Here is a 19539-nt window from a genome sequence, read left to right on the forward strand (position 1 = left end):
GTGATTATCAAGCGATAAATCATGACTGGATTGACACACCAAATGGAGACCGACAGGTGAATAAGACTTCATGGCCACAAGCCGCCGGGGTGCTGCTGCTCAGCGCCGTGATCGGCGGCTGCGCCAGCTTCGGCCCCGACATCACGCCCGACCAGGCGTTGAGCGCCGAGCAACTCAAGCTGGTCGCCCCAGGCAAACAAAGCATAGCCGCCGACTGGTGGCGCCAGCTGAACGATCCCGCGCTGGACCGCCTGGTCGAGACCACGCTGAAAGACGCGCCCTCTCTCAAACTGGCCGCGGCGCGCCTGCGCCAGGCCCGCGCCGCCGTCGGCATCGTGGAAAGCAAGGACGGTCCGCAGCTGGACGCCACCGCCAACGCCCTCGACCTGCATTACGACCCGCTGCAGCCGCTGCTGCGCAAGAATCAGCTGACCGCCTACACCGCGGCGCTGGTGGGCAGTTGGGAATTCGACTTCTGGGGCAAGAACCACGCGGCCGTCAGCGCTGCTCTAGGCCAACAGCAAGCCATCGCCTACGAAGGCCAGCAGACCCGCTTATTGCTGACCCAGGCCATCGTCGCTCAATACACCCAGCTGCAGCGCAACCAGGCCCAGGCCAAGCTGATCGGCCAGCGCCTGGCCATCGCCCACAGCCGCCAGGCCCTGACCCAGGCCCGCGTCAACGCCGGCCTGCTTCCCGGCGACAATCAACGCGGCAACGAGATTTCGATTGAAAAACTGGAACAGCAGCAAAGCGCGGTCAACGCCGACATCGAGCGCAGCCGCCACGCCCTGGCCGCGCTGACCGGCCAGGGGCCGCAGGCCGAGGACGCGCTGATCGCCCCCCCGCTGGCGCTGCCGCCGGCCCCCGCGCTGGATAAGCTGGACGCCAACTTGCTGGGCCGCCGCCCGGACATCGCCGCCCAGCGCGCCCGCGTCGAATCCATGCATCAGTCGGTCAAGGAAGCGCGCGCCGAGTTCTACCCCAACGTCAAGCTGACGGCCTTCGCCGGCCAGAGCGCGCTGGAAATGGATCAGCTGTGGAAGAGCGGCTCCTCGCTGTGGGGCCTGATGCCGGCCATCAGCCTGCCCATCTTCCACTCCGGCCAGCTGCAGTCGAACCTGGCGCGCCAGCAAGCCGGCTACGACGCCGCGGTGCAGCAATACAACCAGACCGTGCTGGATGCCCTGCGCGACGCCGCCGACGCGGTTTCGGCTTGGCAAAACAGCCAGAATCAGCTCAAGCAGGCCGGCCGCGCGCTGGACAGCAGCCGCAAGGCCAATGAGTCGATGGCCGCCCGCCTGCGCGCCGGCCTGGTCAACAAGCTGTCGCTGCTGGACGCGCAAGACGCGCTGCTCGCCCAGCAATCCGCTCACCTCGACGCCATGGCCGCCAACCGTCTGGCCTGGGCCTCCCTGAACACCGCTCTGGGCGGCGGCTTCCAAGCCGAAACCGCCCCCCGCTAAGGACACGCATCACATGGATCAGAAACTGGAAACCGCCAAGAGCCGCAAGCGCAATCTGCTGGTGGCCACCACTTTGTTCGCCGCCATCGCCATTGGCTACGGCGCCTACTGGAGCCTGGTGCTGAGCCACCAGGAGGATACCGACGACGCCTATGTCGGCGGCCATCTGGTGCAAGTCACCCCGGAAATCGGCGGCACCGTCGCCAAGGTGCTGGTGGATGACACTGTCGCCGTCAAGGCCGGCCAGGTGCTGCTCAGCTACGACGACAGCGACGCCAAGCTCGCTTTCGAGCGCGCCCGCAACGAGTTCGCCCAAACCGTGCGCCAGACCCGACAGCTGATGGCCAGCAGCCAGCAGCTGCAAGCCCAGGTAGCGCTGCGCCAGGCCGAACTGGCCCGCGCCGAAGCCGACCTGAAGCGCCGCAAGCAGCTGGCAGGCAGCGAAGCGATGTCGGCCGAGGAGCTGGGCCACGCCAATGACGCCGTCGCCGCCGCCCAGGCCGCGCTCGCCGCCGCCCAGGAGCAGGCCAAGGCCGGCCAGGCGCTGGTGGGCCAGGACGCGCTGGCGCAGCAACCGTCAGTCAAGGCCGCCGCCAGCCGTCTGAAGGAAGCCTGGCTCGCCCTGCAGCGCACTCAGATCAAGGCGCCGCTGGCCGGCACCGTGGCCCGCCGCAACGTGCAAGTGGGCCAGCGCGTCGCCGCCGGCACCCCGCTGATGGCCGTCGTGCCGCTGGAAAACCTGTGGGTGGACGCCAACTTCAAGGAAGGCCAGCTGGCCAAGATCCGCGTCGGCCAGCCGGTGGAGCTGAAGTCCGACCTGTACGGCGGCAAGGTGGTCTATCACGGCAAGGTGCAGGGCCTGTCCGCCGGCACCGGCAGCGCCTTTTCGCTGCTGCCGCCGCAAAACGCCACCGGCAACTGGATCAAGGTGGTGCAGCGCGTGCCGGTGCGCATCGCGCTGGACCCGCAAGACCTGAAAACCCATCCGCTGCGCGTGGGCCTGTCCATGGACGTGGTGGTGGACACCAGCAAGCAGGACGGCCAGTCGCTGGCCGAAGCCGCGCCGACCCCGGCCGCCAGCGAGAACAACGCCACGCTGCCGGACCTGAAGCAGGCCGACAAGCTGGTGGCCGACATCCTGGCCGCCAACGCCGGCCAATAAGGACGCCGCCATGAATCATCCGCCATTGAGCGGCTCGAAACTGGTCTGGATCACGCTGGCATTGTCGATGTCGGTGTTCATGCAAGTCTTGGACACCACCATCGCCAACGTGGCGCTGCCCACCATTTCGGGCAACCTCGGCGCAGCCACCAGCCAGGGGACTTGGGTCATCACCTCCTTCGGCGTGGCCAACGCCATCGCGGTGCCCTTGACCGGCTGGCTGGCCAAGCGCCTGGGCGAGGTGAAGCTGTTCATCGCCTCCACCCTGTTGTTCGTGCTCACCTCCTGGCTGTGCGGCATGTCCAACAGCCTGGAAATGCTGATCTTCTTCCGCGTGCTGCAAGGCGCGGTGGCCGGTCCGATGATTCCGCTGTCGCAAAGCCTGTTGCTGGCCTGCTACCCGCCGGCCAAGAAAGGCATGGCGCTGGCGCTGTGGGCCATGACGGTGATCGTGGCGCCGGTGTTCGGCCCCATCCTGGGCGGCGTGATCAGCGACAACTGGCACTGGGGCTGGATTTTCTTCATCAACGTGCCGGTGGGCATCGCCGCCGCCTTCATTTCCTGGCGCATCCTGAAGACCCGCGAAACCGACACCTTCGACCTGCCCATAGACAAGCTGGGCCTGGCCCTGCTGGTAATCGGCGTGGGTTCGCTGCAGATGGTGCTGGATCGCGGCAAGGAGCTGGACTGGTTCAACTCGGCCGAAGTCGTCACCCTGGCCGTGATCGCCGTGCTGGCGCTGACCTATCTGGTGATCTGGGAGCTGGGCGAGGAACACCCCATCGTCGACCTGTCCTTGTTCGCCCAGCGCAACTTCACCGTCGGCACCGTCGCCATCAGCCTGGGCTTCATGCTGTACTTCGGCGCCGTGGTGCTGCTGCCCTTGATGCTGCAGACCCAGTTGGGCTACACCGCCACCTGGGCCGGCCTGGCCGCCGCGCCCATCGGCCTGATACCGGTGGTGCTGTCGCCCATCATAGGCAAGAACGCCCATCGCTGGGACATGCGCTGGCTGGTGACGGTGAGCTTCAGCGTCTACGCCCTCTGCTTCTTCTGGCGCAGCACCTTCAACACCGATATGGACTTCTCCTACGTGGTGTGGCCGCAGGTGGTGCAAGGCATAGGCGTGGCCTGCTTCTTCATGCCGCTGACCACGATCACGCTGTCCGGCCTGCATCCGTCGCGCATCGCCAGCGCGTCCAGCCTGTCCAACTTCCTGCGCATCCTGGCGGGCAGCATAGGCACCTCGATCACCACCACGATGTGGGACCGCCGCGAGGCGCTGCACCACTCCAAGCTGACCGAGCATGTGACGCAATACGATGCGGCCTCCGTGTCCTGGTTCCATATCCTGGGCAAGCTGGGTCTCAGCCCCGGCCAGCAGGCCGGCCTGACTCAGCTGCAGATCACGCGCCAGGGCTACATCATGGCCGCCAACGAAATCTTCTGGGTTTCCGGCATCCTGTTCGTGCTGCTGATCGGCCTGGTGTGGTTCGCCAAACCGCCGTTTACCGCTTCCGGCGGGGATAGCGGGGCGCATTAGCGTTAAAACCATGGGATCCGCCACGAAAACCACGAAATAACACGAAATAACGACATCCGACTCCAAACCGTCTTCACAAACACGGGACGTGGATCGAGCCCGTTGTGTTCGTGTTCTTTCGTGGTTTTCGTGGCGATTCCGTATTACTTCAGAAATCCGTCAAACGCCTCCATGCCGCGGCTGATCGACTTGTCGCGGTGCTGAATGCGGAACAGCGTGCGGGTGAGCGTCGGCAGATCGGCGTCCAGCTCAACGATGCCGCCCGCCGCCAGCAAATCCGCCACCACATGGCGCGACAGGCAACTGACGCCCAGCCCCGCCGCCACCGCGTGCTTGATCGCCTCCGAATGCCCCAGCTCCATATTGATGGCCAGCCGCGACAAGTGCGGCAACAGCACCCGCTCCACCTCCTCGCGCGTGCCGGAGCCGCCCTCGCGCAGTATCCAGCCCGCCTCGGCCAGCTCGTCCGCCGCCACTTTGCGGCCCGCCAGCGCATGATCCGCGGCGGCGAACACCACCAGTTCGTCCTGTCGCCATGGACTGGCCAGCAATTCCGCATGGTGGCAAGGCCCTTCGATCAGGCCGAAATCGACGCGAAACGCCGCCACCGCCTCGACGATGTCGCGGGTGTTGGCCACCTCCAGCTCCAGCCGCGCCTGCGGCCAATCCTGGCGGAATGCCGCCAGCAAGGGCGGCAGCAGATAGTTGGCGATGGTGGTGCTGGCGCCGATGCGCAGCGCCAATTCCCCGCCCAGGAACAGGTCCTGCATGTCGGAGGCGGCATCCAGCAAGGCCCGCGCGCGCGGCAACAACAGCCGGCCATGCTCATTGATCACGAGCCGACGGCCGACGCGGTCGAACAGCTTGACGCCCAGGCCCTGCTCCAGCTTATCCAGCGCCTGGCTGGCCGCGGACTGCGTCAAGGCCACCCGCTCCGCCGCGCGCGTCACCGTCTCCCGTTCCGCCACCGCGGCGAACACTTCCAGCTCGCGCAGGCTGATGCGCAAGGACATGGCCGCTCCTTAGTGATTTTTTTAATTTAATATATTAATTTTATCCGTTTTTCTACTTAAATACACAGGCGTATCGTTGTGCATATAGCGAAGAGGAATGAGCATATGAACAACTATCGCAACCTTATCCCCGGCCTGGCGCTGTCGCTGGGGCTGGCCGGCGCCGCCATCTGGGCGGCCGATCTGCCGGCCATGAAGAGCCTGGGCTTTTCCGCCCTGACCCTCGCCATCATCGGCGGCATGGTCATCGGCAACACCGTCTACCGCTTCATCGCCGCGCCCAGCCACCACGGCATCGCGTTTTCCAAGCAGAAGCTGTTGCGCGCCGGCATCATCCTGTTCGGCTTCAAGCTGACGTTTCAAGATATCGCCGCAGTGGGTTTCTCCGGCGTGCTGATAGACGCGCTGGTGCTGACCTCCACCTTCTTCCTGGCGTTCTGGCTGGGCCGCAAGAAACTGGGACTGGACGAGCAGAGCGTGATCCTGATCGGTGCCGGCAGCTCGATCTGCGGCGCGGCGGCGGTGCTGGCCACCGAGCCGGTGCTGAAGGCCCATGCCGAAAAAGTGGCGGTGGCCGTGGCCACGGTCGTCGTATTCGGCACCGCCGCCATGTTCCTGTGGCCGCTGATGTACGAGGCGGTGCGCCACCTGGGCATTTCCGAGTTCAGCTACGGCTTGTACGCCGGCTCCACCATCCACGAAGTGGCCCAGGCGGTCGCCGCCGGCAAGTCCATCAGCGACACGGCGATGAACACGGCCGTCATCACCAAGATGATACGGGTAATGATGCTGGCGCCCTTCCTGATCGGCCTGTCCGCCTGGCTGGCTAACAAGCACAACGGCGGCCGCCAGGAAAAGCAGCCCATCACCATTCCCTGGTTCGCCGTGGCCTTCCTCGCCGTGGCCGGACTCAACTCCTTCAACCTGCTGCCGCATGCGCTGCTGCAACAGATCATCTCGCTGGACAACCTGCTGTTGGCCGCCGCCATGGGCGCGCTGGGCGTCACCACCCACCTCTCCGCCATCCGCCAGGCCGGCGCCAAGCCGCTGCTGCTGGCCAGCGCGTTGTTCGGCTGGCTGATCGTCGGCGGCGGGTTGATCAATGCGGGCGTGACGACGTTGATGCGCTGATCTGGCCCCGCCAAACAAAACCGCCCGGCGCAAGCCGGGCGGTTTTCATTCATGCGGGCATCGCGCTCAGCACGGACACTTCTTCACGCCCTTGCCGCCGTAGCGCTGTTCCTGGCAATAGCGGAAAAATGCCTCACGGCTCATCACCTGGGCCTCGGGATCGAAACGGCGTCGACGGCTGACGTAAACGTCGTAGTCGCGTTGTCCCACCATCAGCCGGGCGGTGGCCACCGCCGCCCTCCACCATTCAGCCATTTGCGCCCTCCTGCCGGTAGACCGCCGGCACTTCCTTGGCCGTCGCCCACTTCACCGCCAGCGACTTGCGGATCACGTGGATGCCGAACACCAGCATCGCCAGCACCACCGCCATGAACAGGCCGGTCAATGTGGCGTCCACATAATCATTGAAGATGATTTGCTGCATCTGCGCCATATTCTTGGCCGGCGCCAGCAGCTCGCCCTTTGCCGCGGCGGCGGAGAACTTGTCGGCGTGGGCCAGGAAGCCGATCTTGGGGCTGGCGTGGAACAGTTTCTGCCAGCCGGCGGTCAGCGTCACCACCAGCAGCCAGGCGGTCGGCAACGCGGTCACCCACACGTAGCGGGTCTTTTGCATCTTCACCAGCACCACGGTGGCCAGCGTCAGCGCGATGCCGGCCAGCATCTGGTTGGCGATGCCGAACAGCGGCCACAGGGTGTTGATGCCGCCCAGCGGATCCACCACGCCCTGATACAGGAAGTAGCCCCAGGCGGCGACGGCCAGGCCGGTGGCGACGAAGTTGGCGGTCCACGATTCGGTGTTGGCCATGGGCTTGATCGCCAGGCCCAGCAGATCCTGGATCATGAAGCGCAGCACGCGGGTGCCCGCATCCACGGTGGTGAGGATGAACAGCGCCTCGAACAGGATGGCGAAGTGGTACCAGAAGGCCATCATGGTCTTGCCGCCGATGACGCCGGACAGGATGTGGGCCATGCCCACCGCCAGGGTCGGCGCGCCGCCGGCGCGCGACAGCACGGTATGCTCGCCGACGTCTGCCGCCAGCTGGGTCAGCGCGTCCGGCGTGATGACAAAGCCCCAGCCGGAGATCACCTGGGCGGCGTCCGCCGCGGTTTTGCCGATCAGCGCCACCGGGCTGTTCATGGCGAAATAGACGGCCGGGTCCAGCACGCAGGCGGCGATCAGGGCCATGATGGCGACGAAGCTCTCCACCAGCATGGCGCCGTAGCCCACCATGCGGGCGTGGGACTCGTTCTCAATCAGCTTGGGCGTAGTGCCGGAGGACACCAGGGCGTGGAAGCCGGACACCGCGCCGCAGGCGATGGTGATGAACAGGAAGGGGAACAGGTTGCCGGCGAATACCGGGCCCGAGCCGTCGATGAACTTGGTCAACGCGGGCATGTGCAGCGGCGGCGCCACGATCACGATGCCCACGGCCAGGCCGGCGATGGTGCCCACCTTGAGGAAGGTAGACAGATAATCGCGCGGGGCCAGCAGCAGCCACACCGGCAGCACCGAGGCGATGAAACCGTAGGCGATCAGCGCCCAGGCCAGCTCGGTGCCCTTCAGCGTGAACAGCGGCGCCAGCGTGGCGCTCTTGGCCACGTCGCCGCCGTAGACGATGGCCAGCATCAACAGGATGAAGCCGATCACCGAAATCTCGCCTATCTTGCCCGGGCGGATGAAGCGGCTGTACACGCCCATGAACAGCGCGATGGGAATGGTGCAGACAATGGTGAAGGTGCCCCACGGGCTGTCGGTCAAGGCCTTGACCACCACCAGCGCCAGCACCGCCAACAGGATGACCATGATCATCATCACGCCGATGGAGGCGATCACGCCGGCCACGTCGCCCATCTCCTGCCGTATCATCTCGCCCAGCGATTTGCCGTCGCGGCGCATGGACAGGAACAGCACCAGGAAGTCCTGCACCGCGCCGGCTATCATGACGCCGACCAGGATCCACAAGGTGCCCGGCAGATAGCCCATCTGCGCGGCCAAGACCGGCCCCACCAGCGGGCCGGCGCCGGCGATGGCGGCGAAATGGTGGCCGAACACCACCCACTTGTTGGTGGGCACGTAATCGAGGCCGTCGTTGAATTTCTCCGCCGGGGTCAGCCGGCGCGCGTCCAGCTCCAGCACCTTGTCGGCGATGAAGCGGCTGTAGAAGCGGTAGGCGATGGCGTACACCGACAAGGCGGCCACCACCAGCCACACCGCGTTGATCGTCTCCCCGCGGTTCAGCGCCACCATGGCGAAAGCCGTGGCCCCCGCCAGCGCCACCAGCAGCCAGACGACGCACTGCTTGATCTGTTGCATATGGGTATCCCTGTTCTCTGTCTCTCCCAGCTTGCCGCGGCGGCAGCCCATCTGCCAGCCGGTGTCCGGGTATGATTCTGCATTTCCGATTCTGTCGTCATGCAAAATGAAACTCAAGAAAAATTAGAGCAAAAGCCCAGCCTGCCAAGCCCGGCAACGCGTGTTACTATTTTTGCTGACGATTGCATCCCTCGAAAACGCGATGGCACAACATATTCTGATCGTGGAAGACGACGCCAGACTGGCGGAACTGATCGCAGCCTACCTGAGCAAGCATGGTTATCAGGTCAGCCTGCATGGCCGCGGCGACACCGCGCCGGCGGCCATAGTCGAGACCCGCCCGGACCTGGTGGTGCTGGACGTGATGCTGCCGGGCAAGGAGGGCTTCGATGTCTGCCGCGACGTGCGCCCGCACTACGGCGGCCGCATCCTGATGATGACGGCGCGCGACGAGGACGTGGACGAGATCCTGGGTCTGGAGCTGGGCGCCGACGACTACCTGGCCAAGCCGGTGGAGCCGCGCCGACTGCTGGCGCGCATCCGCGCCCTGCTGCGGCGCAGCGCCGCGCGCGCCGAGGGCGGCAACGCCGGCGTGGTCGTGGAAAACGACGGCATCTCCTTCGGCCAGTTCCACATCAGCCAGGCCACGCGCGAGGCCGTGCTGGGCGAGGAGCAGATCGAGCTGACCACGGCCGAATTCGACCTGCTGTGGCTGCTGGCCACCCACGCCGGCCAAGTGTTGTCGCGCGACGACATCATGAGCGAGCTGCGCGGCATAGGCTTCGACGGCCTGGACCGCTCCATCGACGCCCGCATCTCTCGGCTGCGGCGCAAGCTGGGCGACAACCCGGACACCCCGGCCCGCATCAAGACCGTGCGCGGCAAGGGCTATTTGTTCTCGCGCAGCGACTGGGAATAAGCGATGTCGCCGAAAACACTGCGCGGCTGGTTCAAGCCGTCGCTGGGCTCCCTGTTCGCCCGTTACTTCCTGATCACCATGCTGATCCAGCTGCTGATCATCATCGGCTTCGGCTTCCTGGTGACCAAGCTGTACGAAAACAGCGACCAGGCGGGCAAGGTGCAGTTCATGAGCGGCACCGTCGCCTTGATTCAGGACCGGCTGAAGAGCCAGCCTCCCCAGCGCTGGGACGCCGAGCTGGCCGCCCTCGCACCGCGCTTCGGCTACCCGCTGCAGCTGGTAGCGCAGGTGCCGCCCGACATCGCCGCGGAGGCGGCGCCGCTGCTGCGCCAGGGCCGGCCCTACCTCGACAACGACAGCCAGCAGCTCTTCGTCGCCCTGCCCGGCGACAAGCGCCTGCTGGCGCTGGGGCCGCTGGACGTGCAGTCCAGCGACAGCGCCTGGATCAGCGAAGACATCGAAGTGCTGCTGATCTGGATGCTGCTGTCCGGCTCCACTCTGGGCTCCCTGCTCTACTTCATTCTGCGGCCGCTGTGGAGCGACCTGCTGGAGGTGCGCCAGACGGCGGAGGCCTTCGCCGAAGGCGACTTCAGCGCGCGCGCGCGCTCGGCCACCAGCCGGCTGTTCGCGCCGTTGCCGCTGGCCTTCAACAGCATGGCCTCGCGGCTGGAGCGGCAGATGGAAACGCGGCAGGCGCTGTCGCACGCCATCGCCCATGAAATCCGCACCCCCATCGCCCGGCTGCGCTTCGGCCTGACCATGCTGGAGGAGGAGGAGGATCCGGACGAGTGGCAGCGCTATCGCGACGGCATGGAGCGCGACATGAAGGAGCTGGAAGAGCTGATCAGCACCAGCATGGAGTTCACCAAGCTCAAGCGCAGCGAAGTGCCGCTGCACCTGGAAACCGTGGAGCTGTTCGACTGGTTCGACGACCTGATCGACCTGGTCACGCCCTTGAAGCCGCCCGGCCTGACGCTGACGCTGGACTGCCCCCGCGAAGACGGCGCCTTCGACCGCAAGCTGATGTACATCGCCACGCGCAATCTGCTGCTCAACGCTTTCAAATACGCGCACAGCCAGGTCAGGATGAAGGTGTATCACCAACCCGGCCAGCTCATCGTGGAAGTGGACGACGATGGCTGCGGCATCCCGGCAGAAGACCGCGACAAGGTGTTCGAACCCTTCCTGCGGCTGGACCGCAGCCGCGACCGCGCCACCGGCGGCCATGGCCTGGGCCTGTCCTTCGTGCGCCTGATCGCCGAGCATCACCAGGGCCAGGCCAGCGCCGGCGACAGCGACCTGGGCGGCGCGCGTTTTCGCATGATCATTGCGCAGCCGTCCGCCTGACCGCAATAAGTCACTCACTGTCACAAAGCGCGGACAGGAAGCCCACAGACCGATTGCGCCCCTTTCCTGATAATGCCGATCATCGACTCATCAGGAATATGCAGAATGGTTTCCACTCGACCGGCGGCGTTGCTGGTACACGGCCTCGGCGGCACCGCCTACGATCTGGGCGCGCTGGGCCGCACGCTGGAGGACGCCGACATCGTCACCCATACCCCGGTGCTGCCAGGTCACGGCGGCTCGCCGGAAGACCTGCTCGGCGTGGGCTGGGAAGACTGGGTGGAAAGCATTCGCGCCGAATACCGCGCCCTGAAGACCAAGCACAAGGTGGTGCATCTGGCCGGCGTGTGCCTGGGCGGCCTGGTGGCGCTGGAAGTGGCGCGCCGCGAGAAGCATCAGGACAAGCTGGCGCTGTACGCGCCGCCGATGTTCCTGGACGGCTGGAGCCTGCCCAAGCTGACCTGGGCGCGCCATATTGTCTACCGCATCCCCGGCCTGGCGCAGAAAATGCGCGTGCCCGAGGTATCGCCGTTCGGCATCAAGAACGTGCGCATCCGCAAGGCCATCCAGCAACGCTTCGAACGCGGCGACCGCTTCCACTACGCTTACATCCCGCTGGCCTGCATCCGCGAAGTGGACGGCCTGCGCCGCCAGCTAATGCGCCGCCTGCACGAAATCACCTGTCCGACGCTGATCGTCCACGCCGACGAGGACGATATCACCAGCCCGCGCTCCGCCCACTACCTGATCCAATACCTGGGCGGCCCGGTGGACTTCATGCCGCTGTCCAACAGCTATCACATGGTGATGGTGGACAACGAGCGCGCCGACGTGCTGCAACGCAGCCTGAAGTTTTTCAACAGCGCGGTCAAATCCGAGACCGTGTCGCCCAGCTGCGGCTGGACGGCCTACGCCGCGGCCTGATCCTAGCCGCCGCGCCAACGTTTTATCCTGCAATCCCTTTGTACGACTCGGCCCGCCATCAGGCGGGCAATTTTTTTCCTGCCGCGCAAGCCGTCGGCATCGTTCCCGCTTCTGATAAAATCCCGGCTCCACCACATAACCGGACCCCGAGCATGAGCCACCCGCATAGCGACGCCGTCAAAGCCTTCCTGCTGGACCTGCAAGACCGCATCTGCGCGGCGCTGGAGGGCGCCGACGGCGAGGGGCGCTTCGTCGAGGACGCCTGGCAGCGCGAGGCCGGCGGCGGCGGGCGCAGCCGCGTGCTCACGGACGGCGCCGTGTTCGAGCAGGCCGGCGTCAACTTCTCCCACGTGCATGGCGGCGCGCTGCCCGCCTCCGCCACCGCGCATAGGCCGGAGCTGGCCGGCCGCAGCTTTGAGGCCATGGGCGTGTCGCTGGTGATCCATCCGCACAATCCGCATGTGCCCACCAGCCACGCCAATGTGCGCTTCTTCCTGGCGGAGAAAGAGGGCGAGGCGCCGGTTTGGTGGTTTGGCGGCGGCTTCGATCTGACGCCGTTCTACCCGCGACACGAAGACGCCGTGCACTGGCACACGGTGGCGCGCGACCTGTGCGCGCCCTTCGGCGACGCGGTCTATCCGCGCTACAAGCAATGGTGCGACGAGTATTTCTATCTCAAGCATCGTCAGGAGGCGCGCGGCATCGGCGGCCTGTTCTTCGACGATCTCAACGAATGGGGCTTCGAGCGCAGCTTCGACTTCATGCGGGCCGTCGGCAACGGCTACCTGGATGCCTACCTGCCCATCGTGGACAAGCGCAAGGACGCCGCCTGGGGCGCGCGCGAGCGCCAGTTCCAGCTCTATCGCCGCGGCCGCTACGTCGAATTCAACCTGGTCTGGGACCGCGGCACATTGTTCGGCTTGCAGTCGGGCGGCCGCACCGAATCCATCCTGATGTCCATGCCGCCGCTGGCGCGCTGGGAATACGGCTATCAGCCGGAGCCAGGCAGCGCGGAAGACAAGCTCTACACCGACTTCCTGCCGCCGCGCGATTGGGTGTGAGCGTCGGCCGGTTACAAACGGGCAACGCACAGCGACGGCGGGATCGGGTATCCTAGCCTGTTCGTTCTTTTAACCGATTTTCGACCCAAGATTCCGGAAGACCGATGCAAAACACCAAGGCCACCGCCCTGCCGCGGGCGCTGGAAACGGCGCTGTGGCTGCTGTTCGCGCTGATCTGGTTCGGCAGCCTGGGCTACCGCGGGCTGATCCACGCCGACGAGGGCCGCTACGCCACCATTTCGCTGTTCATGCTGCACAGCAATGACTGGATCACCCCGCGGCTGAACGGCCTGCTCTATTTCGAAAAACCCATCCTGCAGTACTGGATGGGCGCGCTCAGCTTCGCCGTCTTCGGCGTGAATGAGTTCGCCGCCCGTTTCTGGCCAGGACTGACCGGCTTTCTCAGCGTGGCTGCGGTGGCGCTGACCGCGCGCCGGCTATGGGGCGTAGAGGCGGGCCGCTATGCGGCCTTGACCGCCGGCGGCATGGCCTGGATCGTCGCCAACAGCCATTTCCTGTCGCTGGACATGGGCGTCAGCTTCTTTCTCACCGTCGCCCTGTGCGGCTTCCTGCTGGCGCAGCGCGAAGATGCCAGCCGCGCCGAAACCCGCTGGGCGATGTGGCTGGTATGGGCCGCCATGGCCGGCGCCACGCTCAGCAAGGGCCTGATCGGCCTGTTGATTCCCGGCGCCACCCTGGTGCTGTACAGCCTGGTCAATTGGCAATGGGCCTTCTGGAAGCGCATGCACTGGCTCAGCGGCCTGGCGCTGTTCTTCCTGCTGAGCGCGCCGTGGTTCGTGCTGGTGTCGGAGCGCAACCCGGACTTCGCCCATTTCTTCTTCATCCGCGAGCACTTCGAACGCTTCCTCACCACCGAGCACAAGCGCACCGGCGCGCCGTGGTATTTCGTGCCGTATCTGATCCTGGGCCTCTTGCCGTGGACCACGCTGCTGCCGCGCATTGTCAAGGACGCCTGGGCGGACCGCGCCGCCGGCCTGCGCGTCGGCCGTCTGCTGCTGATCTGGTGCGTGTTCATCTTCGCCTTCTTCAGCAAGTCCCACTCCAAGCTGCCGTCCTACATCCTGCCGATGTTCCCGGCGCTGGCGCTGATGCTGGCGCACAGCCTAGGCCGCATGGCGCCGGCCGAACTGAAGAAACACATCCTGCTGCCTGCCCTGCTGTGGCTGGCCCTGCTGGCCGCCTGGCCTTTCGCCGGCCGTTTCGCCAATGCCGACTCGCCGCTGGACGTGATCCTGCCCTTCGCCCGCTTCATCGCGGCCGCCGCGGCAGTGTTCCTGCTGGGCGCGGCCTTCGCCTGGCGCGCGCTGGGACGGCAGCAACTATTGGCCGCCGTGGCCGCCCTCTCCTTCGCCAGCCTGGCCGCCGTCACCCTGGCCGCCTGCGGCCATGACAGCTATGGCCGGCTCAAGGGCAGCAAGGAAATCGTCGCCCAGATCCGCCCCTACCTGACGCCGGACAGCGAACTCTACTCCGTGCGCTATTACGATCAGACCTTCCCGTACTACGCGGGCCGGCCGGTGACGCTGGTGGACTTCGTCGACGAGTTCGAATTCGGCGAGGGCCAGGAGCCGCAACGCTGGCTGCCGCATATCGAGCAGTTCGAGGCGCGCTGGCGCGCCGCGCCCAAGGCGGTGGCCATGCTGGGCGACGACACCTACCGCGTTTTGCAGAAACAGGGCCTGCCGATGAAGGTGGTCTACCAGGACCCGCGGCGCATGGTGGTGGTGAAGCCTTAGCCCGCTCAATAAGACTTTCGCCATGCAACCCACGAACTCAACGCAGCGGCTAAAGAGCTGGCTTCGTGTGGTTTCGTGGATTTCATGGCTGACCAAGATAGCGATATGAAACTGATTGAATTTGGATTGATATTGTTCGGCGTGCTGCTGAACGCCGCCGCCCAGCTGTGCCTGAAGGCCGGCGTGCGCCAGATCGGCCACTTCGACTTCTCTTTGGCCAACGCCTGGCCGATAGGTTGGTCACTGGCCACCAATCTGCCCATCATCGGCGGCCTGTCCTGCTACGCCGTCAGCGTGGTGGTATGGATCATGGCGCTGTCGCGCGTCGAGGTCAGCGTGGCCTACCCCATGCTGTCCATCGGTTACGTCGTCAACGCGCTGCTGGCCTACTGGATGTTCGGCGAGGCTCTCACCGCGCAGAAGCTGATCGGCATCGCCGTCATCATCGTCGGCGTGGTGCTGGTCGCGCGCAGCTGAAATTTTTGCCGCGAAACCACGAGAGGACGCGAAAAGCCCCGTCGGGAAGCCTTAAGGCTTCGCCCTTACTCAAAGGACTAGACGCGCCGCGGCACGAAACCGCTGGCCGTGCCGCCATGGAGTTTGGTGTCATTTCGCGGTTTTCGTGGCCATACAAAAAGGTTTTGAAAAGACGCTTATGGATTTTCTGCCGTTTACCCGTCCGTCCATAGACGAGGACACCATCGCCGCCGTCGGCGAGGTATTGCGCTCCGGCTGGATCACCACCGGCCCGCGCTGCCAACAGCTGGAAGCGGAGCTGTCCGCCTTCTGCGGCGGCCGCCCGGTGCGCCTGGTGGCGTCCGCCACCGCCGCGCTGGAAATGGCGCTGCAGATCGCCGGCGTCGGCCCCGGCGATGAAGTCATCACCTGCCCGCTGAGCTGGATCGCCACCGCCAACGTGATACTGAAAGTGGGCGCCGCGCCGGTTTTCGTCGACGCCGATCCGGCCACGCGCAATATCGACTTGTCCAAGCTGGAAGCGGCGATCACACCGCGCACCCGCGCCATCATCCCGGTGGACCTAGCCGGTCTGCCGGTGGACCGCGACCGCCTCTACGACATCGCCCGCCGCCACAAGCTACGCGTGGTGGAAGACGCGGCGCAGTCCATGGGCGCCAACTGGAATGGCCAGCGCATCGGCAGTTTCGGCGATCTGGTGTCGTTCAGCTTCCACGCCAATAAGAACATGACCAGCGGCGAAGGCGGCTGCCTGGTGCTGAACAACGCGGAAGAAGCCCGCCTGTTCGAGAAGCTGCGGCTGCAGGGCGTTACCCGCTTCGCCGACGGCACCATGGATGTGGACGTGCTGGGCGGCAAGGCCAACCTCACCGACATCGCCGCCGCCATCGGCCTGGGCCAATTGAAAAAGCTGGACGGCTTCAACGCGCGCCGCCGTGAACTGGCCCAGTTGTATTTCCAGCACTTCAACCGCGAGCTGGGCTGCGCGCTGCCGCCGGCAGACTTTGCGCAGAGCAACTGGCACATGTTCCAGCCGCTGCTGCCGCTGGAGCGGATGCGCATCAGCCGCGGCGAGTTCATCGCCCGCATGAAGGCCGAGCACATCGGCGTCGGCGTCCACTACCCGGCCATGCACCTGTTCACGCTGTTCCGTGAAAAAGGCTATAGCGAAGGCCACTTCCCGGTAGCCGAAGACATCGGCGCGCGCACCGTCACGCTGCCGCTGTTCCCGACGATGAAAGACCAAGACGTGCTGCGCGTCTGCCAAACCTTCAGCGCCGTGCTGCGCGCCGTTTTACACTGAGACACATGAATACCGCCATCCACCTTTCCGTCGTCATCCCGGTCTACAACGAGCAGGACGTGCTGCAGGCCTTGTTCGACCGCCTGTACCCGGCGCTGGACGCGCTGAACGTCCGCTATGAGATCGTGTTCGTCAACGACGGCAGCCGCGACAAGAGCGCCGCCATGCTGGCGGACCAGTTCGCCCTGCGGCCGGACGTCACGCGCGTGGTGCTGTTCAACGGCAACTTCGGCCAGCACCGCGCCATCCTGGCCGGTTTCGAGCACAGCCGCGGCGAGCGCGTGGTGACGCTGGACGCCGACCTGCAGAATCCGCCGGAAGACATCGCCGTGCTGCTGGCCGAGATGGACAAGGGCCACGACTACGTCGGCTCCATTCGCCGCCAGCGCAACGACAGCCTGTGGCGCCATGTGGCCAGCCGGGCGATGAACCGCCTGCGCGAGAAGCTGACCCGCATCAAGATGACCGACCAGGGCTGCATGATGCGCGCCTACAGCCGCCGCATCATCGACACCATCAATCAATGCAACGAGCTGCACACCTTCATCCCGGCGCTGGCCTACCAGTTCGCGCAGAACCCGACCGAAGTGATCGTCGGCCATGAAGAGCGTTTCGCCGGCGAATCCAAGTACTCGCTGTACAGCCTGATCCGGCTGAACTTCGACCTGATGACCGGCTTCTCGCTGGTGCCGCTGCAGTGGTTCTCGCTGATGGGCATGGCGGTGTCCGCCGGTTCCGGCCTGCTGGTGGTCTATATGGCGCTGCGCCGGCTGATCCTGGGGCCGGAGGAAGGCGGCCTGTTCACGCTGTTCGCCATCGCGTTCTTCATGATCGGCATCGCGCTGTTCGGCATCGGCCTGTTGGGCGAATACATCGGCCGCATCTATCAAGAAGTCCGCGCCCGCCCGCGCTATGTGATCCAGGCGGTGCTGGAACAAAAAGAGGAGCAGGCATGAGCCGCGCCGTCGTTTTCGCCTACCACAACGTCGGCGTGCGCTGCCTGAAGGCTTTGATCGGCCGCGGGGTGGACGTGGCGCTGGTGGTGACCCACCAGGACAACCCCAACGAGAACATCTGGTTCGCCAGCGTGGCCCAAGTGGCGCGCGAGCACGGCATCGCCTGCATCACGCCGGACGACCCGAACGCGCCGGAAGTGGTGGAGCGGGTCCAAGCCTGCCAGGCGGATTTCCTGTTCTCGTTTTACTACCGCCACATGCTGAAGGCGCCGCTGCTGGAAGCGGTCAAACGCGGCGCTTACAATATGCACGGCTCGCTGCTGCCCAAGTACCGCGGCCGGGTGCCGATCAACTGGGCCATCATCCATGGCGAGGCAGAAACCGGCGCCACGCTGCACCAGATGAACGTCAAGCCGGACAACGGCCCCATCGTCGACCAGATGGCGGTGCCCATCCTGCCGGACGACAGCGCCGACGAAGTGTTCGCCAAAGTCACCGTCGCCGCGGAAATGGTGCTGTGGCGCAGCCTGCCCGGCCTGCTGGACGGCAGCGCGCCGCATCTTCAGCAAGACCTGAGCCTGGGCGCTTATTTTGGCGGCCGCAAGCCGGAAGACGGCCGCATCGACGGACACGCCACTGCGGCGCAACTGCACAACTTCACGCGCGCGCTGACGCGGCCCTTCCCCGGCGCCTTTGCCGATACATCGGCCGGCCGCCTGCTATTGTGGAAAACGCTGCGCGCCGGCACGACGGAAGCTAGCGAGCGCGCCGAGTTATACAACGCCGAAGGCCGGCTGTGGCTGCGTTGCGCCGACGGCGGCCGCCTGGCGGTGCTGGAGGCGGAACTGGACGGCCAGCCGCTGACCGCCGACAACTTCGCGGCCCGCGTCGAAGCCGACGCGTTGGCCTTGTAAAAGAATTCGATTATTCCGCCTGCGGGCGAGTGAGGACATCCAATGAAAAAAGTACTGATCCTGGGCGTGAACGGCTTCATCGGCCACCACCTGACCAAGCGCATCATCGAGACCACCGATTGGGAGGTCTACGGCATGGACATGCAGGACGATCGCGTGGCCGAATGGAAAGACCACCCCCGCTTCCACTTCTTCGAAGGCGACATCACCATCAACAAGGAGTGGATCGAGTACCACGTCAAGAAGTGCGATGTGATCCTGCCGCTGGTGGCCATCGCCACCCCGTCCACCTATGTGAACAACCCGCTGCGCGTGTTCGAGCTGGACTTCGAAGCCAATCTGCCCATCGTGCGCCAGTGCGTGAAGTACAAGAAGCACCTGGTGTTCCCGTCCACCTCGGAAGTCTACGGCATGTGCCATGACGAAGAGTTCGACCCGGAAAACTCCGAGCTGATCTGCGGCCCGATCAACAAGCCGCGCTGGATCTACTCTTGCTCCAAGCAGCTGATGGACCGCGTGATCCACGCCTACGGCATGCAAGAAGGCCTGAACTACACCCTGTTCCGCCCGTTCAACTGGATCGGCGGCGGCCTGGACAACATCAACACGCCGAAGGAAGGCTCCAGCCGCGTGATCACCCAGTTCCTGGGCCACATCGTGCGCGGCGAGACCATCAAGCTGGTGGACGGCGGCCATCAGAAGCGCGCCTTCACCTATGTGGACGACGGCATCGCCGCGCTGATGAAGATCATCGAAAACCAGGACGGCAAAGCCACCGGCCAGATCTACAACATCGGCAACCCGAGCAATAACTACTCCATCCGCGAACTGTCGCAGATGATGATCGATCTGGCTCGCGTCTACCCGGAATACCAGCTCAACGCCGACAAGGTGCAAGTAGTGGAAACCACCTCCGGCCAGTATTACGGCAAGGGCTACCAGGACGTGCAAAACCGCGTGCCCAAGATCGACAACACCATGGCCGACCTGGACTGGAAGCCGAGCGTGACCATGGCCGACGCGCTCAAGGGCATTTACGACTACTACCGCGACCAAGTCGCCGCCAGCCGCGACCTGTCCGAGTAATCCCCAACTGCCGTAGGGCGGAAGCCCGGCGCTGCCGGGTGTTCCGCTGCGCGCCGACCACGTGTCGCATGGCTTGGTCGCAAGGCCAACCCGCGCTACGGAGCTGCCCCATAGCCCCTCTCCCCTCGTGGGAGAGGGGTTGGGGAGAGGGGCGGTCCCGCCTAAG

17 protein-coding genes are annotated in these 19539 nt (G+C 65.3%); 14 read left to right on the top strand and 3 right to left on the bottom strand.

The window, feature by feature from the left end; all coding sequences use genetic code 11:
- Window positions 1-56: 56 nt before the first annotated feature.
- From FYK34_RS15125 to FYK34_RS15135, 3 genes are read left to right on the top strand one after another with little or no spacing between them, the layout of a single operon-like run.
- Complete coding sequence (locus tag FYK34_RS15125; RefSeq protein WP_231137281.1) at window positions 57-1466, top strand: efflux transporter outer membrane subunit; 1410 nt, start codon at window positions 57-59, stop codon at window positions 1464-1466.
- A 13-nt stretch (window positions 1467-1479) separates the two neighbouring features.
- Window positions 1480-2628 (top strand): EmrA/EmrK family multidrug efflux transporter periplasmic adaptor subunit, encoded by a 1149-nt coding sequence (locus FYK34_RS15130; protein WP_149297804.1) that lies wholly within the window; start codon window positions 1480-1482, stop codon window positions 2626-2628.
- Between the two features lie 10 nt (window positions 2629-2638).
- Window positions 2639-4171, top strand: coding sequence for a DHA2 family efflux MFS transporter permease subunit (locus tag FYK34_RS15135; protein WP_149297806.1), 1533 nt, complete (start codon window positions 2639-2641; stop codon window positions 4169-4171).
- A gap of 143 nt (window positions 4172-4314) precedes the next feature.
- Here the strand turns inward: FYK34_RS15135 and FYK34_RS15140 are convergent, their stop codons facing one another.
- Window positions 4315-5184, bottom strand: a complete 870-nt coding sequence (locus FYK34_RS15140; protein WP_149297808.1) for a LysR family transcriptional regulator — start codon at window positions 5182-5184, stop codon at window positions 4315-4317.
- A 105-nt stretch (window positions 5185-5289) separates the two neighbouring features.
- On the opposite strand from FYK34_RS15140, the gene FYK34_RS15145 reads away from it, so the two are divergent.
- The gene (locus FYK34_RS15145; RefSeq protein ID WP_149297810.1) at window positions 5290-6315 is read left to right on the top strand and encodes a YeiH family protein; all 1026 of its coding nucleotides are present in this window, start codon (window positions 5290-5292) and stop codon (window positions 6313-6315) included.
- Window positions 6316-6381: 66 nt separating this feature from the next.
- On the opposite strand, the gene FYK34_RS15150 is transcribed toward FYK34_RS15145, so the two are convergent.
- Entirely contained in the window at window positions 6382-6570 is a 189-nt protein-coding gene (locus FYK34_RS15150; protein ID WP_149297812.1) for a YbdD/YjiX family protein, read from the bottom strand.
- Window positions 6563-8629 carry a carbon starvation CstA family protein gene (locus tag FYK34_RS15155; RefSeq protein WP_149297814.1) on the bottom strand — a complete coding sequence of 689 codons (2067 nt, stop codon included), beginning with the start codon at window positions 8627-8629 and terminating at the stop codon, window positions 6563-6565. The genes FYK34_RS15150 and FYK34_RS15155 overlap by 8 nt, the downstream gene beginning before the upstream one ends.
- 202 nt (window positions 8630-8831) lie before the next feature.
- Between FYK34_RS15155 and FYK34_RS15160 the strand changes: the two genes are divergently transcribed.
- The 10 genes from FYK34_RS15160 (at window position 8832) to FYK34_RS15205 (ending at window position 19373) form a co-directional block, all read left to right on the top strand.
- The gene (locus tag FYK34_RS15160) at window positions 8832-9548 is read left to right on the top strand and encodes a winged helix-turn-helix domain-containing protein (RefSeq protein WP_149297816.1); all 717 of its coding nucleotides are present in this window, start codon (window positions 8832-8834) and stop codon (window positions 9546-9548) included.
- Window positions 9549-9551: 3 nt separating this feature from the next.
- Complete coding sequence (locus FYK34_RS15165) at window positions 9552-10895, top strand: ATP-binding protein (protein WP_149297818.1); 1344 nt, start codon at window positions 9552-9554, stop codon at window positions 10893-10895.
- 105 nt (window positions 10896-11000) lie between these two features.
- Complete coding sequence (locus FYK34_RS15170; protein WP_149297820.1) at window positions 11001-11819, top strand: alpha/beta hydrolase; 819 nt, start codon at window positions 11001-11003, stop codon at window positions 11817-11819.
- Window positions 11820-11971: 152 nt separating this feature from the next.
- Window positions 11972-12880, top strand: a complete 909-nt coding sequence (gene hemF / locus FYK34_RS15175; RefSeq protein WP_149297822.1) for an oxygen-dependent coproporphyrinogen oxidase — start codon at window positions 11972-11974, stop codon at window positions 12878-12880.
- A 104-nt stretch (window positions 12881-12984) separates the two neighbouring features.
- A complete protein-coding gene (locus tag FYK34_RS15180) occupies window positions 12985-14637 on the top strand; it encodes a glycosyltransferase family 39 protein (protein ID WP_149297824.1) in 1653 nt (550 codons plus the stop codon).
- Window positions 14638-14742: 105 nt separating this feature from the next.
- A complete protein-coding gene (locus FYK34_RS15185) occupies window positions 14743-15114 on the top strand; it encodes an SMR family transporter (protein ID WP_149297826.1) in 372 nt (123 codons plus the stop codon).
- A 178-nt stretch (window positions 15115-15292) separates the two neighbouring features.
- Entirely contained in the window at window positions 15293-16417 is a 1125-nt protein-coding gene (locus FYK34_RS15190) for a DegT/DnrJ/EryC1/StrS family aminotransferase (RefSeq protein WP_149297827.1), read from the top strand.
- A gap of 5 nt (window positions 16418-16422) precedes the next feature.
- Window positions 16423-17373 (top strand): glycosyltransferase, encoded by a 951-nt coding sequence (locus FYK34_RS15195; protein WP_149297828.1) that lies wholly within the window; start codon window positions 16423-16425, stop codon window positions 17371-17373.
- On the top strand, window positions 17370-18287 hold the full coding sequence (locus tag FYK34_RS15200) for a formyltransferase (protein ID WP_149297829.1): 918 nt from the start codon (window positions 17370-17372) through the stop codon (window positions 18285-18287). Before FYK34_RS15195 ends, FYK34_RS15200 begins: the two co-directional genes overlap by 4 nt.
- A 42-nt stretch (window positions 18288-18329) precedes the next feature.
- Entirely contained in the window at window positions 18330-19373 is a 1044-nt protein-coding gene (locus FYK34_RS15205; protein WP_149297830.1) for a bifunctional UDP-4-keto-pentose/UDP-xylose synthase, read from the top strand.
- Window positions 19374-19539: the final 166 nt, after the last annotated feature.

The sequence above is a fragment of the Chromobacterium paludis genome, from assembly GCF_008275125.1.
Classification (GTDB): domain Bacteria; phylum Pseudomonadota; class Gammaproteobacteria; order Burkholderiales; family Chromobacteriaceae; genus Chromobacterium; species Chromobacterium paludis.

What these genes read in the sequence shown, in the direction of transcription:
- FYK34_RS15130 (WP_149297804.1), top strand. Translation starts at nt 1,480, where the DNA reads ATGGATCAGAAACTGGAAACCGCCAAGAGCCGCAAGCGCAATCTGCTG.
- FYK34_RS15135 (WP_149297806.1), top strand. Translation starts at nt 2,639, where the DNA reads ATGAATCATCCGCCATTGAGCGGCTCGAAACTGGTCTGGATCACGCTG.
- FYK34_RS15140 (WP_149297808.1), bottom strand. Translation starts at nt 5,184, where the DNA reads ATGTCCTTGCGCATCAGCCTGCGCGAGCTGGAAGTGTTCGCCGCGGTG.
- FYK34_RS15145 (WP_149297810.1), top strand. Translation starts at nt 5,290, where the DNA reads ATGAACAACTATCGCAACCTTATCCCCGGCCTGGCGCTGTCGCTGGGG.
- FYK34_RS15150 (WP_149297812.1), bottom strand. Translation starts at nt 6,570, where the DNA reads ATGGCTGAATGGTGGAGGGCGGCGGTGGCCACCGCCCGGCTGATGGTG.
- FYK34_RS15155 (WP_149297814.1), bottom strand. Translation starts at nt 8,629, where the DNA reads ATGCAACAGATCAAGCAGTGCGTCGTCTGGCTGCTGGTGGCGCTGGCG.
- FYK34_RS15160 (WP_149297816.1), top strand. Translation starts at nt 8,832, where the DNA reads ATGGCACAACATATTCTGATCGTGGAAGACGACGCCAGACTGGCGGAA.
- FYK34_RS15165 (WP_149297818.1), top strand. Translation starts at nt 9,552, where the DNA reads ATGTCGCCGAAAACACTGCGCGGCTGGTTCAAGCCGTCGCTGGGCTCC.
- FYK34_RS15170 (WP_149297820.1), top strand. Translation starts at nt 11,001, where the DNA reads ATGGTTTCCACTCGACCGGCGGCGTTGCTGGTACACGGCCTCGGCGGC.
- hemF (WP_149297822.1), top strand. Translation starts at nt 11,972, where the DNA reads ATGAGCCACCCGCATAGCGACGCCGTCAAAGCCTTCCTGCTGGACCTG.
- FYK34_RS15180 (WP_149297824.1), top strand. Translation starts at nt 12,985, where the DNA reads ATGCAAAACACCAAGGCCACCGCCCTGCCGCGGGCGCTGGAAACGGCG.
- FYK34_RS15185 (WP_149297826.1), top strand. Translation starts at nt 14,743, where the DNA reads ATGAAACTGATTGAATTTGGATTGATATTGTTCGGCGTGCTGCTGAAC.
- FYK34_RS15190 (WP_149297827.1), top strand. Translation starts at nt 15,293, where the DNA reads ATGGATTTTCTGCCGTTTACCCGTCCGTCCATAGACGAGGACACCATC.
- FYK34_RS15195 (WP_149297828.1), top strand. Translation starts at nt 16,423, where the DNA reads ATGAATACCGCCATCCACCTTTCCGTCGTCATCCCGGTCTACAACGAG.
- FYK34_RS15200 (WP_149297829.1), top strand. Translation starts at nt 17,370, where the DNA reads ATGAGCCGCGCCGTCGTTTTCGCCTACCACAACGTCGGCGTGCGCTGC.
- FYK34_RS15205 (WP_149297830.1), top strand. Translation starts at nt 18,330, where the DNA reads ATGAAAAAAGTACTGATCCTGGGCGTGAACGGCTTCATCGGCCACCAC.